At 71.1% G+C, this 15,928-nt stretch carries 3 protein-coding genes (1 of these 3 running past the window's edge); 2 read left to right on the plus strand and 1 reads right to left on the minus strand.

Going from position 1 to position 15,928, the window contains the following annotated elements:
* Positions 1-11,520, minus strand: partial view of an SDR family NAD(P)-dependent oxidoreductase gene (locus FHS38_RS11940; RefSeq protein WP_184733515.1) — the start only. It extends 16,248 nt beyond the left edge of the window; only the first 11,520 of its 27,768 coding nucleotides appear in the window; it begins with the start codon at positions 11,518-11,520; the stop codon falls past the left edge of the window.
* A 789-nt stretch (positions 11,521-12,309) separates the two neighbouring features.
* Between FHS38_RS11940 and FHS38_RS11945 the strand changes: the two genes are divergently transcribed.
* A complete protein-coding gene (locus FHS38_RS11945; RefSeq protein WP_229822388.1) occupies positions 12,310-13,500 on the plus strand; it encodes a cytochrome P450 in 1,191 nt (396 codons plus the stop codon).
* 163 nt (positions 13,501-13,663) lie between these two features.
* Positions 13,664-15,733: a 3-hydroxyacyl-CoA dehydrogenase NAD-binding domain-containing protein gene (locus FHS38_RS11950; RefSeq protein WP_229822389.1), complete on the plus strand. Its 2,070-nt coding sequence runs from the start codon at positions 13,664-13,666 to the stop codon at positions 15,731-15,733.
* Positions 15,734-15,928 lie beyond the last annotated feature (195 nt).

Below are 15,928 nucleotides of genomic sequence, written 5' to 3' on the forward strand. Positions count from 1 at the left end.
CTCGACGCCCCGGTGCCCGGGGCCGTAGGCGATGCCCTGCGCCAGGAACCAGTCGTAGACCTGGTCGGCGTCCATCGTGGTGCTCTCGCACTCCGCGCGCAGGCGCGCCATGTCCACCTCGACGGGCGTGGGGGCCGCGGCGGGCGCCGGCGGCACCCGCACCACGCCTTCGCCGTGGACCACCGGGTCCGCGTCGGACGGCCGGCTGACGATCTCGTAGCCGATCTCGTCCTGTCCCTTGGGCAGCAGGCGCACCTCGACGGTCTGATGCCCCTCGCCCACGGTCACCGGCCGCGCCCACACGACGTCGGCGATGCTCAGCGCACCGTGCGGCTCGTCCAGCGACGCCTCGACAGCGGCCCGCACCAGCTCCAGGCAGGCCGCCGCGGAGAGCACGCGCTCACCGTGTACCCGGTGGTCGGCCAGGAAGAACTCGTCCCCGGTGAACACGGAGGTGAACCGCTGCCCGCTCAGGCTGGACGTGTTCGTGTGCACCAACGGGTGGAGCTGTGCCGCCGCCCGCAGCGGCGGCTCGGTGTCCGTGCTCGTGGCGGGCCAGTAGCGCTCGCGCTGGAAGGGGTAGGTCGGCATCGGGATGTGACGCGGCACGCCCCGACGGGGGAGCTTCCCCCAGTCGACCGCCACGCCCGTCACCCACAGCTTGAGCAGCTTGTCGAACTTGCCCTTCTCCGCCCACGCGCCCAGCGTGCGGGCCATGTCCTCGTCCGCGGCGAAGAGCTGCAGCGCGTCGTCCCGGCGCCGCTTGACCGTCCCCCGGTGCAGACCGGGAACATCGCCGTCGCCGAGGAAGCGCGTCAGCTTGGCGACGAGGTCGGCGGTCGTGTCCGCTACGAGACCGAGGCGCTCCTCGAACGCCTCCCGGCCCGTCTGCAAGGTGTGCGCGACGTCCGCGAGCGAAGCCTCGGCGCCGTCCTCCTCGACGATCCACCGGACCAGCTGCTCAGCCCGCTCCCGCAGGGCGTCCGGTGTCCTCGCGGAGAGCACGACGACCGCGGGGCCGTCCTGCGGGCGCTGTCGCGCCGGCTCGGGGACGTACTCCTCCACGATCAGGTGAGCGTTGGAGCCGCCCGCACCGAAGGAGGAGATCCCGGCGATGCGCGGCAGCTCCGTGCCGTCGGCCGACAGCGGGCGCTGCCACTCCGACAGCCCGCGCTGTACGAAGAAGGGACTGCTCTCGAAGTCGATGTGCGGATTCAGCACCTCGGAGTGCAGCGAGGGCACCAGCTGCCCGTGCTTCATCTGGAGCAGCACCTTGGTCAGACCGGAGATGCCCGCGGCGCTCTCCGCGTGTCCGATGTTGCTCTTCACCGAACCGATCGCGCAGAACTGCTCGTCGTCGGAGTACTCGCGGAACGCCTTCGTCAGGCCCGCGACCTCGATCGGGTCGCCGAGCGACGTGCCGGTGCCGTGCGCCTCGACGTAGCTCACCGACCGCGCGTCCACGCCCGCTTCCCGCAATGCCCGGCCGATGACGTCGAACTGCGCACGGGGGTTGGGAACCGAGTAGCCGTTCGTCTTGCCACCGTGGTTGACGGCCACGCCCCGGATGACACCGTAGATCGTGTCGCCGTCCTCCTCCGCCTTCGCCAGCGGCTTCAGCAGCACGGCGCCGACGCCCTCACCCGGGACGTAACCGTCGCCGCCCTCGCCGAAGCTCTCGCACTGGCCCTTGCTCGACAGGTACTTGCCGCCCGCGAGCATCAGGTACTTGTTGGGGTGCAGGGAGAGGTTCACACCGCCCGCGACGGCCAGCTCGCACCCATGCGTCAGCAGGCTCTGGCACGCCAGCTGGATCGCCGTGAGCGACGAGGAGCACATCGTGTCGACAGCCATGCTCGGCCCGTGCAGATCGTAGAAGTACGACACGCGGTTCGCGATCGACGACGCGCTGCCCGCCAGCGTGACGTTCCGGCCCCTGGCCTGCTCCTGGGCGGCGTACAGCTGGTACTCCTCGTACATCACCCCCACGAACACGCCGACGTTCCCGCCGGGGCCGCCCTCGCCCCGATCGCGGCTCAACGCCGCGCGGGTGTACCCCGCGTCCTCGAACGTCTCCTGCACGCACTCCAGGAACAGGCGCTCCTGCGGGTCCATGTACTCCGCCTCGCGCGGAGAGATGTTGAAGAACAGCGGATCGAAGCGGTCCGCCCCCTCCAGGAAGCCGCCCCACTTCGAGTAGGTCCTGTTCGCGGCGTTGACGTCCGCGTCGAAGTACCGGCTGTGGTCCCACCGGTCCCGCGGAACCTCGGTGATGCTGTCCTTGCCCTCGACCAGGTTCCGCCAGAACTCCCGCACCGTCCGCGCGTGCGGGTAGCGCCCCGCCAGGCCGATGACGGCGACGTCGACGGAACCCGCGGCAGCCTCGGGGCGGGGCCGCGCCGCACGCGGGGTCACCGGTGCGAAGCGGCTCCGGGACGCCATGACCGAACGGCCCGCCGCAGCGGGGGCGCCGACAGCGTTCCCGTCAGCGGTGTTCCGGTCGGCGGCGGCTCCGTCGAAGGAGCCGGTCCCCGGCGTCGGTGTGTCCCCACCGAGCAGGGGCCTCAGCTCGTCCTCGTGGGTCTCCAGGAAGTACTGCGTCAGGGCGCGGATGCTCTGGTACTCGAAGAACAGGGTCTTGGGCAGCGAGCCGAAGACCTGCTCCAGCTTGGTGGTCAGGGCCATCGTCATGACGGAGTCGATGCCGTAGACCTCGAACGCGTCGTCGGCGTCGATCCGGTCCGCGGACAGGCCCAGCTCCGACGCCAGCAGCCCGATGAGGTACCGGGAGGTCCGGTCGTCGAGCCCGTCCCCGCTCACAGCCGCCTCGGCCGGTGCGGCGGAGGCGGCGCCCGGTGACGCGGAAGCGACCCGGCCGGGCAGTTCCGGCCGGGACCGCGCGGTCGCGTCCTCGGCCTCGTAGGGCCTGGCGGAGAACCCCTTGAAGCGGCAGGCCACGACACCCGATCCGTCGCACAGGTCGATGTCGAGCTTGCGCACCCGGCTCTCGGGCCGGTCGTCGGCACTGCGGCGCACCCAGGCCCACATCACCTCGCTGCACGGTCCGAAGACCTGTAGCTCGTCCAACGCGAACGGGATGTGGGCAGCGTCCTCGACCGGCCCCAGACCGATCGCCGCCTGCAACGCCGAGTCCAGCAGGCTCGGGTGCAGCACGAACGCGTCGAGCGAGTCGTGCACCTCCGCGGGCAGCCGCAGCCGGGCGAGCACCTGACCGCCCCCGGCCGAGACGCTCTCGATCCCGCGGTGCGCGGGCCCGTACGCCAGGCCCAGCCGCTGGTAGGTCCGGTAGCAGTGCTCCGGGTCGAGCCGCGTCCCTTCGCACACGGCCCGCAGTTCCGCCAGGTCCACCGGATCGGCGGACGCCGGCTCGCCGAGCGATGCCACGCCCTGGCTGTGCACCACGGGCACCGCCTCGTCACCGGCCGCCTCCGGCAGACTGGAGATCTCGAACGCGACCTCGCCGCCCCCCGCGGGGGCCAACACCGTGCGGAGCCGGACCGACCGCTCTCCCACCTTGGCCGGACGCGCCCACACCACGTTGCGCAGCGTCAGCCCACCCGGACGGCTCTCGACCGACGCCGCCACCGCCGCCCGCGCCATCTCCAGATACGCCACACCCGGCAGCACACGGTCGCCCTTGACGACGTGGTCCCGCAGGAAGAACTCGTCACCGGAGAACACCGAGTCGAACCGCTGGGCCTCCAAGGTGGACGTGTTGGTGTGCACCAACTGGTGCAACCGGGCGCTGCCTTGCCCGCCGGCCGCCCCGGATTCGCGCGGTGCGGTGACCCAGTGGCGCTCGGGTGCGAAGGGGTACGTGGGCAGGGGAACGCGGCGCGGCGTCGTGGTGCGGGCGAGGAGCTCCCAGTCCACGTTCAGGCCGTCCGCCCAGATGTCCATCAGCTCCCTGTGCTCACCGCGCTCGAGCCATTGCCGCACCGTCTGCTGCTTCTGCTCGTCGGCCTCGAAGTCCGCGAGCGCTTCGCGGGTCCGCCGCGTCCGGCCGTGGCGCACACCGTCGATGTCCTGGGCTCCGTCGAGGAACGCCCGGAGCTTCTCGTGCAGTTCGTCCCGGCTCTCCACCAGCAGGGCGAGCCGTTCCTCCATGGCTTCCCGGCCGACCTGGAGCGTGTACGCGATGTCGCCCAGCCGCGCGGTCCGGCCCCGTTCCGGGAGCCAGCCCACCAGCGCACGCACCTTCTCCCGCAGGCGCTCGGCGTTCTTCGCCGACAGCACCACCAGCTCCGGTGCCGGGTCGGGCACCGGCCGGTCCTCCGGCCGGGTGTGCTCCTCGAGCAGTACGTTGGCGATGGCGCCATGGGCACCGAACGAGGAGACAGCGGCGATGCGGGGCACTTCCGCGGTCACCCCCGCGACGGTCCGCGTGGGCCGCTTCCACTGCTCCAGCTCCTGCTGCACGCGGACCGGCGAGTCGGAGAAGTCGATGTAGGGGTTCAGCTGCCGCGAGTGCAGCGAAGGCGCGATCATCCGGTGCTGCATCTGCAGGACCACCTTGGTGATGCCCGCGATGCCCGCCGCGGCCTCCAGGTGGCCGATGTTCGACTTGACCGACCCGATCGAGCAGAACCCCGACCTGTCGGTGTCCTCGCGGAACGCCCGGGTCAGACCGGTGATCTCGATCGGGTCACCCAGCGACGTGCCGGTCCCGTGCGCCTCGACGTAGCTGACGTCCTCCGCGGAGATCCCGGCGTCCCGCAGCGCGGCCACCACCAGGTCGGCCTGCGCCGACGGGTTGGGCACGGTGGTGCCGTTGGTCTTTCCGCCGTGCCGCGTCGCCACGCCCCGGATCACGGCGTGGATGTGGTCCCCGTCCTCGACGGCCCGGTCCAGGGGCTTCAGCAGGACGCAGCCCACGCCCTCCCCCGGGACGTAGCCGGTGCCGCCCTCCCCGAACGAGCGGCAACGCCCGTCCGCGGCGAGGAAGTTCAGCTGGCTGAGCGCCACGTACTTGTTCGGGTGCAGCGACAGGTTCACGCCTGCCGCGAAGGCCATCGACGTCTCGCCGCTCCTGATGCTCTCGCACGCCATGGCGACCGCGTACAGCGAAGACGCGCAGGCCGTGTCGACGGTGAGGCTCGGCCCGTGGAGGTCGAGGAAGTAGGAGACGAGGTTGGCGGCCTCCGCACGGTCGGACACGTCCTGGCCGCTGTAGAGCTGGTACTCGTTCCAGGTCATGCCCAGGTACACACCGACCTTCCCGGCCCCGTCGGAGCGGAGGCCCTGCCGCGTGTACCCGGCGTCCTCCATGGCGGCCCAGGCCGCCTGGAGGACGAGCCGGGTCTGCGGGTCGGTCGCGGCGGCCCGCTTCGGCGGGATGCCGAAGAACATGGCGTCGAAGTTCTCGGCCCCCTCGATGAAACCGCCCCACTTGCCGGTGGTCTTGCCGGGCTTGGTCTCGGGGTCGTAGTACGCGTCCTTGTCCCACCTGTGCGGCGGGATCTCCTCGATGCAGTCCTCGCCCTTCCGCAGCACCTCCCAGAACCGGTCGAGGTCGTCGGCGTGCGGGTAGCGGCCGCTGATCCCGATGATGGCCACGTCCCGGGACCGCCCGGACGTGCTCGGCGCCTCGACGCGCGCGGTCACCCGGGCCTGCCCGGTCGTGGCCGGCAGCGTGGTGGGGGCCGCCGCGGTGGGGGTCGCCGGGGCAACGGTCCGACCGGTGTCGAGCAGTGCCGTCATCCGCTCCGCGTGTTCGCGGACGAAGTACCCGGCCAGGTCGCGGATGGTGCGGTACTCGAAGAACAGCGTGCCGGGGACGGACTCGAAGTCCTTGCCCAGCAGCCGCAGCAGCTCCAGGATCTGGATCGACTCGATGCCGTACTCGCCGAGTTCGGCGGCGGCGTCGACGCGCTCCGGCTTGATCTTGAAGACCTGGGAGATCTTGCCCTTGAGGTAGTCGACGGCCCCGGTGAACAGGTCGGGGGCGGCCGCCGCGGCCGGCTCGGCGGTCGAGCGCCGCGGCTCGGGCTCGGCGGGCACCTCCGCCCGCTCGCGTTCGGCGACGCGCAGGACCCGCTCGATCTTCCCCCGCTCGCCCTTGGCCACCACGACCTGCGTCTCGTCCGAGGCCAGGATCGCCATCAGCGCCCGGATGCCCTCTGCGGTTCCCAGGCCGCGCAGGCCGGAGTGGTCGAAGTAGAGGGCCTTGGAGGTGGCGTCATGCTCGATGTCCCCGAGCATTCCGCCCTCGTCCCAGTAGGGCCAGTCGACCGAGATGGTCCGGCCGCGGCGCTCGCCTCCGGCTCGCAGCGCTTCCCGACGGTGGGCGTAGGCGTCGAGGAAGCGGTTGGCGGCCGCGTAGCTGCCCTGCCCGAAGTCACCGAGGTGGGCGGCGATCGACGAGAACAGGACGAAGAAGTCCAGCGACTCCTCGCGCGTCAGCTCGTCCAGGTGGACGGTTCCGTGCACCTTGGGCGCCAGGACCCCGTCGAAGTCGGCCTTCGTCGCGGACAGGGCGTCGGTACCCCCCATGACGCCCGCGCTGTGGAAGACCCCGTCCAGAGGGCCGAACCGCGCCCGGGCCGCGTCCAGCGCGACGCGCACCGCGTCGCGGTCGGCGACGTCGCAGCGCAGGTACTCGACCTGCGCGCCCGCCGCCTCCAGCGCCGCGATCCTCTCCCGCAGGCCCGCGTCCAGTGCCCTGCGGCCGAGCAGGACGAGCCTCGCCCGGCACTGCTCGGCCAGGTACCTGCCGAGGTGCCCGCCGAGTTCGCCCGCTCCGCCGCTGATGAGGTAGACGCCGTTCTCCTTCAGGGGCAGGCCGGACGACACGGGGTCCACGCCACCGGTCCACCGCCGCAGCACCCTCGTCGAACGGACGCCACCGGCACGCCGGACCTCCTGCCCGCCGCGGGCGGACGTCCCCTCCGCGACGCGGAGTTCGTCCAGCACCCCGACCACCACGGACTCGGCGTCCCGCACCCCGTCGAACTGGAGGGTGTTCATCCGGATCAGGTGGTTCACGGGGGTCATGGCGCGCGCGAACCCCGAGAGCGACTGCGCCGCCGCCCCGGCGGGTCCCTGCTCCCCCGGCACGACGGACAGGTGATGGAGTTCGCGTTCGAGCCCGGTGCGGTGTGCTGCCCGGAAGAAGTGGAGCAGGCTCTCCAGCTCGATCGTGCGGTCCGAACCGTCCGAGGCCAGGGGCCAGAGGTTGGCGACGGCGAGTGGCATCCGCCCCCGCAGGTCCACGGCGGTCAGCAGCCGGTCGAAGTCCGCCTGGCTGCGCCGGTCGACGACGTAGTGGTCCGCGGCGTGCTCTTCGAACGACGCGCCGGCCCGCACCTGGATCACGGGTCCCGCATGATGCCGGCGGAAGAGCGCGACGCGTGCCGGTTCGTCGTCGAAGACGAGCAGGGTCGACCCGGAGCCCGCTTCGGAGCCCGGTTCCGCCGTGGTGTGTTCCGCCACCCAGCGCGGCACGTAGAAGTGCAGGTCCTCGCTTCCGCGGCCCGCGGTCGGCGGCTGCTCCACCGCGGGCTGGTACGGCCCGTCGGTCCAGAACTCCTCACGGGCGAAGGGGTAGGTGGGCAGGGACGTGACCGGCGGCACCCGGTCGCCGAACAGGCCCTCCCACTCCAGGTCGTAGCCCTGGCGGTACAGGTCGGCCAGCGCGCGCAGGGTGTCCAGGTGCTTGCTGCGGTCGCCGGCCGGGTCGCCCGCACGCGCGACCAACTGGTTGGCGTACTCGGCGAACGCGGCCTGAGGTGCGAAGTCCCGGGGACGCACGCCCTGGAACGTGTGGGGTGCTTCCTGTCCTTCGCGTACCTGGCGGAGCAGTCGCACGGCTTCCTCGGGCGTGGCCGCGAGCAGTGCGCAGCGGTGCGCGAAGTGGTGCCTGCCGACGAGGAGGGTGGCGCTGATCCGGGCGAGATCGCCCTTGTCCTGGCCCCTGTTCTCCAGGAAGGCCAGGAGTTCGGCGACCTCCGCCGTCAGCGCCTCGGCGGTTTTGGCCGAGAGCACGAGGAGGTGGGGCCGCGCGGGATCACCGGTGTCCACGGCCTCCGGCGCGTCGTACCCCTCGACGACGACGTGGGCGTTCGTTCCGCTGATTCCGAAGGAGCTGACTGCCCCCAGCCGCTTGCTGCCGGGCCCGCCCTTCCAGGGACGGGTCTCCTTGTTGACGTAGAAGGGACTCCGCGCCCAGTCGATGTAGTCGCTGTCCTGCTCGCAGTGCAGGCTCGCGGGCAGGGTTTCGTGCCGCAGCGACTGCACCAGGCCGATCAGGCTCACCACCCCGGACGCGGCCAGGGTGTGACCGAGGTTGCTCTTGACCGAGGTCAGTGCGCAGTACTGCTTCCTGTCGGTGTACCGGCCGAAGGCGTCGGCGAGGGCGTTCACCTCGATGGGGTCGCCGAGCCGGGTGCCGGTGCCGTGCGCCACCACGTGCTCGATCCCGCCCGGGTCGATGCCGAACCGCTCGTACACGGAACGCAGCAGCGAGGACTGCGCCGACCGGCTGGGCGCGGTGATCCCGTTCGTACGGCCGTCGTAGTTGATGCCGCTTCCCTTGATGACGGCGTGGATCCGGTCCCCGTCCGCCTGCGCCTTCGAGAGGCGCTTCAGCACCACGACGGCGACCGCCTCGCCCACGACCATCCCGTTGGCGCGCTTGTCGAAGGGGCGGCAGACGCCGTCGTCGGACAGCATCCCGGCCCGGCTGGCGTGCTGGAAGAACTGGGAGGTCGCGAGGATGTTGACGCCCGCGGCGAGCGCGGTGTCGCACTCGCCGGTGCGCAGGCTCACGCAGGCCTGGTGCACAGCGGCCAGCCCGGCCGAGCACGCCGTGTTGATCGTGAGGACCGGTCCGGAGAAGTTCAGGAAGTACCCGAGGCGCGATGCCAGGATGCCGTCGTGGGCGGAGGTGAGGGTTTCACCGCTGCCGGCGACCCGCTGGTAGTCGCCCTGTTCGGCACCGACGAACATGCCCATCGTGCTGTCGCGCAGCTTCCCGGCGCCGTAGCCCGCGTCCTCCAGTGCCCGCCACGACTCCTGGAGCAGCAGTCGCTGCCGCGGGTCCATGGCCTCGGCCTCGCTGGGGACGATCTCGAAGAACAGCGGGTCGAACTCGGCCGCGCCGGGCAGCCATCCGCCCTGGGGTTCCTGGTCGCCGGGCGCGCCGGCCCAGTCCCGCCGTCGTTCCGCCGGAAGGGGCCCGACCACGTCCCGGCCGCCCGCGAGGATGTCCCAGAGGTCATCGGCTGTCCGCGCCTGCGGGAAGCGTCCGCTCAGACCGATGATGGCGATGTCGTCCTCGCCGGGAGCGGTGGCCGGTGCGGCACCGGGCTCCGGCCGCGACGACCGGGCGGTGTCCTGCCGCACGGGCAGCGGATCCTCGGTCCCCGCGTACGTCCGCGCCACGGCTTCGCTGTGATCTTGGACCAGGTGGTCCTGGAGCATGCCCAACGTGAAGTGCGTGTAGAGGTCCGACGGTGTGAGTTCGATCCCGTAGTGCTCGCTCAGCTCGGAGGCCAACCGGGTGTTGCCGACCGAGTCGAAGCCCAGGTCGGAGAGCTTGTCAGCCGGTTGGATGCCGTCCGCCGACAGCTTGAGGACGCCGCAGGCGATACGGCGGAGGTCGGCCCGGACCAGGTCCGCGACCTCCGGCCGGCCACTCGGCTTCGGGGGGAGCTGCTCGGACGGGGAGTCGGGCGCCGTGTCGGCCGTGATCCAGAACCGCTGTTCGTCGAACGGGTACGTCGGCAGCCGGAGCTTCTCGGCCCGGACCTCGGCGAGAAGGTCGCGCCCGTGGAGGTCCGCGCCCGCGGCGAAGGACTCGGCCAGGGCGGAGAGGTGCTGGACGTACTCGGGTGCGGAAACCTCCGCCCCGAGGTGGAAGTCCGGGAGTTCCGGCCGGAGTGCCTTCGCGGGCGCGCTCCTGCCCTCACCGAGGTTGTGGAAGCAGTTGGCGGCGTGGCCCTTGCGTATGAAGCGCTTCAGCTTGTTCCGCAGTTCGGCGACGCTCCGCACGACGAACGACGCCCGGACGCCGAGGTGTTCCCGTCCCAGCAGCAGGGTGGCACTGAGGTCCATCAGGTCGACGTCGGTCCCCGACCGCCCGAGCCAGTCGGCCAGGTCCCGGGCCCGGCGCCGCAACGCCGTTTCGGTCCTGCCGGACAGGCAGACGAGGTAGGCGGGACGGGGCTGCGGCGCGATCGGCTCCCTGGGCGGCGCCTCCTCCAGGATCACGTGCGCGTTCGTCCCGCCGAAGCCGAACGAGCTGACCCCGGCGCGGCGTGGGACCGGCTCGCCCGCCTCCGAGCGCTGCACCTCCCACTCCCGCAGGGAATCCACGATGTAGAAGGGGGTCCCTTCCAGCGTGATGGCGGGGTTCAGCTTCGTGAAGTCCGGCAGGCCGGGTATCTTCTCGTGCGCCATCGAGAGCAGGACCTTGATGACGCCCGCGATCCCCGCGGCGGGCTCGAGGTGGCCGATGTTCGGTTTGACCGAGCCGAGGCCGCAGTAGTTGTACGGTCCGGAGCCCGCGTCGTCGCCACGGGCCTTCCGGAAGCCTTCCACCAGTCCGCGGATCTCGATCGGGTCGCCGGTCGGCGTACCGGTGCCGTGCGCTTCGACGTAGCTGACGGTCTCCGGCGGGACACCCGCCTGGGCGAGAGCCGTCGAGATGACCCTGGCCTGCGCGTCGGCACTGGGATGGGTGAGGCTGCGGGTCCTCCCGCCGTGGCTGACGGCGCTGCCCCTGATCACACCGTGGATGCTGTCGCCGTCGCGAAGGGCGTCCGCGAGCGGTTTGAGCAGCACCAGGCCGCCGCCCTCGCCGCGCACGTACCCGTCCGCGCGTTCGTCGAAGGTCTTGCAGGAGCCGGTCGGGGACAGCATCCCGACCTTGGAGAACGAGACGGTCCGCGCGGGCGTCAGCACCAGGCTGATGCCGCCCGCGATCGCGACGCTGCATTCCTTCTGCCGCAGGGACTGCACGGCCAGGTGCACGGCGTCCAGCGATGCGGAGGATGCCGTGTCGACGGTCACGCTGGGACCGGTGAAGTCGAAGAAGTGGGATACGCGGTTGGCGATGACGGCGCCCGCCGTCCCAGTGCCGTAGTGCGCGGCAGGCTCGCGCACCTCCGCTTCCTGCAACCCCTTGTAGTCCAGGTTGAAGGCGCCGAGGAAGACCCCGACGTCGCTGCCGGCCAGCTCACCGGGGCGCACGGCGGCGTCCTCGAAGCAGGACCAGGCGAGGTGCAGCATGATCCGCTGCTGCGGGTCCATGCTCTCCGCCTCCAGCGGAGACACACGGAAGAACGCGGCGTCGAAGGCTTCCACGTCCGTCAGGAAGGCGCCCCACCTGCTGGTTCCCGGGCCCTCGGTGTTCGCGTACGCCCGCCAGTCCCAGCGGCTTCCGGGCACCTCGCCGATGTGCGCGCGGCCGCGCTCCACAGTGGCCCAGAACTGGCGGTAGTCGTCAGCTCCGGGGAACCGACAGGCCATGCCGATGATGGCGATGTCGTTGCTCTGCACAGAAAAGCCCTCTTTCAAACCCCCGACATCCCGATCGAGAAAGGCCACGACCGAGAGGGTGCGGCGATCAGGAAAGGACTTCAACGTCGCGTGTCGGTCCGACAGCGGATCAAGACGGCGGTGCAACCATGCGCCGCGTGGGCTCCGTCGCCCACCGACATTCGCCGGGTCACACTCTCAGCGTGATCTCCCTCGAAGCCGCGTCTGGTTCACGTTGGCATCGAAGAGCGAGCGGGCGCCTTACACGACGACGAACGGCACGTGTACCGCGAACGAACTCATTGGCGCGGTCGGGGATTTGCCCGACGCGCCGACGCGTCTCCGCGCCTGTCGTTCCACGAACATGCCCTCATCGTCCCCCCAAACTGCCTGCGCCTGTTCGGACCGCAGGTACAAGGGACGATACCCGACATCAGTGGCACGTCAAGGTAGTTGAAGAACCTTGATCAATCTTGACACGGACGGCCCTTCCCGCCCAAGGTCAGTTGGGCGCCCCGGGGTGCCGACGACCGCATCGTCGCAGGTCGCGGCCGTTGGAGAAGTCGTTGTCCACACAACGGCATCGGAATCCGAAGCCTCGGCCCGCGGCACGGGCAGGAGCCGGAAACCCGAAGGGGACGGGGCCTGCGCACGCGGGCGCACCGTGCGGCCCGGCGTCGTGGTGAACCCGCTCACGACCGAACGCGGTTGACCGGCCAGGGGCGCACCGGGATGATCCAGTTCCTGGGCACAGTCGCTGCCGGGGACCGATATTCGCCTGAGGGGTTCAGACGTGACAGAGGTTCAGACGTGACAGAAGCCGTTTCCTTTCCGCAGGAACGATCCTGCCCCTACCACCCGCCCACCGGCTACCAGCCGTTGCTCGAAGAGGGGCCGGTCTCCCGCGTCAAGCTCTACGACGGGCGCGAAGCGTGGGTCGTGACGGGCCACGCCGAGGCACGGCAGTTGCTGACCGACGAGCGTCTGTCGTCGGTCCGCGAGAACCCCGCCTTCCCCGTGACCTCGCCGCGCTTCGCGGCCATCCCGCTCGAACAGCGCCGCACCCCGTTGCTCGGCACCGACGGCCCCGAGCAGCACGCCCAGCGCCGCATGCTGATGCCGAGGTTCACCAACCAGCGCGTCGGCGACCTGCGACCGCACATCCAGCAGCTCGTGGACACGCTGCTGGACGACATGGTCGAGAAGGGCCCGACCGCCGACCTGGTGACGCAGTTCGCGCTCCCGCTGTCGTCGAGCGTGATCTGCGCGCTGCTCGGTGTGCCCTACTCCGACCGCGAATTCTTCGAGGAACAGTCCTCGCTCCTGCTGCGCGCCACGACGGGTGAGGAGGCCGCGGGTGCTGCCGTTCAACTCATGACCTACATGGGAGAACTGATCGCCCGCAAGGAGAGCGAGCCGGGTGACGACCTGCTGGACACCCTGGTCGCCCACATGCGAGCGGGCGAGCTGGAACGCCAGGACGCGGTGAGCCTGGCGATCTTCATGCTCATCGCCGGTCACGAGTCGACCGCCAGCATGATCACGCTGGGCACCCTGACGCTACTGGAGCACCCCGAGCAGCTCGCCGCGCTGCGGGCCGACGACTCGCTGTTCCCGAACGCCGTGAACGAACTCCTCCGCTTCCTCTCCATCGTGGAGGGCCTGGCCCGGGTGGCCACCAAGGAGATAGAGATCGGCGGGGTGGTCATCCGCCCCGACGACGCGGTGTTCTTCGCGACCTCGCTGGTCAACCGGGACCCGGCCGTCTACCCGGCCCCCGACGAGCTGGACCTGACGCGCTCGGCGCGCCACCACATCACGTTCGGCCACGGCATCCACCTCTGCCTCGGTCACAACCTCGCGCGGGTCGAGATGGAGATCGCGCTGCGGGCCCTGTTCGCCCGCCTGCCCGACCTGCGCCTGGCCGGCCCGGTCGACCAGATCCCGTTTGCACCGGGCGACACGATCCAGGGGCCGCTCTCCCTCCCGATCGTGTGGTGAGGCAGGCGGCGACACGGGCGTGCCGTCGCGCTGCCCACCCGCTCGCCCGGACCGGTGCCGGGTGCGCCGACAACCCCCTGTGTGCGCGGTGCGGTGACAGCCGTTCCCGGTCGGCCGTCCGGGGACCCACCATGATCAGGCAGAACCCACACTGGAGGGGCAAGTGAGAGACGAAGTCGTGACCCGCGCGACCACCCGGGTGGTCGCGGTGCCCGGGCTGGCGAAACCGGTCGCGCTGATCACCCTGGACAACGGGCTCGACCCCACCAAGCCGAACACGTTCGGCCGCGAGGGGCTCAGCAGCATCGACGCCGCCTTCGACGCGGCGCTGGCCGCGGACCCGGCGGCGATCGCGGTGACCGGCAAGCCCTTCTGCTTCTCCGTCGGCGCCGACCTGGCCGCCGTCGGGATGGACCGCGACACCACGCTGACCGTCGGCAAGCTCGGCCACGACGCGTTCCGCCGCTTCACCGACTCCGAGATCCCGACGTTCGCGTTCGTCAACGGGGTGGCGATCGGCGGTGGACTGGAACTCGCGTTGTCGTGCCACTACCGGACGGTGGCCTCGGACGTCCCCGCGATCGGCTTTCCGGAGTGCGCCCTCGGCCTGTTCCAGGGCTGGGGCGGCACGCAGCGGCTGCCGAACCTGATCGGTCCGGACCGCGCGGTCACCGTGATCATCGAGAACGCGTTCGACAACAAGATGCTCCAGCCCGTGGAGGCCGTCGAACTGGGCATCGCGGACGTGCTGCTGGACTCGGCCGACTACCTCGACCGGTCGCTGCGCTGGCTCGTCGGTGTGGTCAACGGCGACACCACGGTTCCCCGCCCCGAGTTCGACCGCGGCGCGGGCTGGGACGCGGCGATCGCACGGGCGCGCGCGCTCGTCGAAGCCAAGACCCACGGCGCCTCGCCGGGACCGTTGCGGGCTGTGGAACTGCTGGACTTCGCCCGCCACAACGACCTGGACCGCGGCTACCCGGCCGAGTCCGAAGCCATGGCCGACGTGCTGATGAGCGACGAGTCGCGTGCCAGCCTGTACGCGTTCAGCCTGGTGCAGTGGCGCACGGCCATGCAGCCGGGCGCACCCGACGACTCACTGGCGCGTCCGGTGGAAAGTCTCGGGATCGTCGGTGCGGGTCCCAAGGCCTCGCAGCTGGCCTTGCTGTTCGCGCGACAGCTGGACGTCCCGGTCGTGCTGACCGACGCCGACCGGGCCCGTGTGGACGAAGGCGTGGGCCGCGTGCACACCGACGTCGACGCGCTGCTCGACAGCGAACAGATGTCGCGGGACGAAGCGGACCGCGTCAAGGCACTGGTATCCGGCTCGCCGGACAGGGAAGCGCTCCGGGGGGCCGACTTCGTCGTCGAGGCCGGGGACGATGACCTCTCGGTGAAACAGCGGGTGTTCGCGGAGATCGAGGAATACGTGTCGGCCGGATGCGTTCTGGCGACCACCACGTCGTGCGTGTCGGTCGCTGAAGCGGCGGTCAAATTGCGGCACCCGGAGCGGGTGGTGGGGTTCCACTTCGCCGACCCGATCGCCGCCATGCCGCTGTTGGAGGTCGTTCGCACGGACAGGACCGACGACGCCACGGTGGCGACGGCGCTCGCGCTGGGCAAAAAGCTGGGGAAGTCCTGCGTAGTGGTCTCGGACGCGCCCGCGTTCGTGGTCGACCGGGTGCTCGCCCGGTTCCTGGGCGAGGTCGTGGCGGCCCTGGACGAAGGCATGCCGTTCGAGTCGGCGGACCACGCGTTCGACGCGCTGGGGCTGCCGATGACACCGTTGGGTCTGCTGCAGCTCGTCGGTCCCGCGGCCGTCCTGCGCGTCGCCGAGACCTTGCACACGGCGTTCCCCGACCGGTTCGCCGTGAGCGGGAACCTGCGGCGGCTCGTCGAAGCGGGCAAGACCTCCGTGTGGCTCTGGGACGCCGAGGGCAACAAGACCCTCGACCCCGAGGTCGCGGCACTGTGGCAGGCCGGGTCGTCACCGTCCACTCCGGCCGACCTGCTGGACCGGACATCGGCGGCGCTCGCCGACGAGATCCGGCGGGTGCTGGACGAGGGTGTGGTGGCCGAACCGCAGGACGTCGACCTGTGCCTGATCCTGGGCGTCGGCTGGCCGTTCTGGCTCGGCGGGATCACGCCGTACCTCGACCGGGTCGGCGTGTCGGAGCGGGTGACGGGCCGGCGGTTCCTGCCACCGGGCGTCGCCAGCGTTCCCGAGGACTAGAGGACCGGACGTGTTCCACCCGGCGGACAGCGCGGACCGGCAGTCGTGTTCCCCGACATGCCCGCGCTGTCCGCCGGGCGCGTTCCGCGTCAGTGGTCGCTCCGGCCGGTGACCCGGGAGGCGGTCACCGGCACACTGTCACCGCCGTCCACGTGACGGACACCGTCCCGGGCCGTCTCGCGGGCCCTCGTGGCC

The sequence above is a fragment of the Streptomyces netropsis genome, assembly GCF_014203545.1.
In the GTDB taxonomy this organism is placed as follows: Bacteria; Actinomycetota; Actinomycetes; order Streptomycetales; family Streptomycetaceae; genus Streptomyces; species Streptomyces netropsis.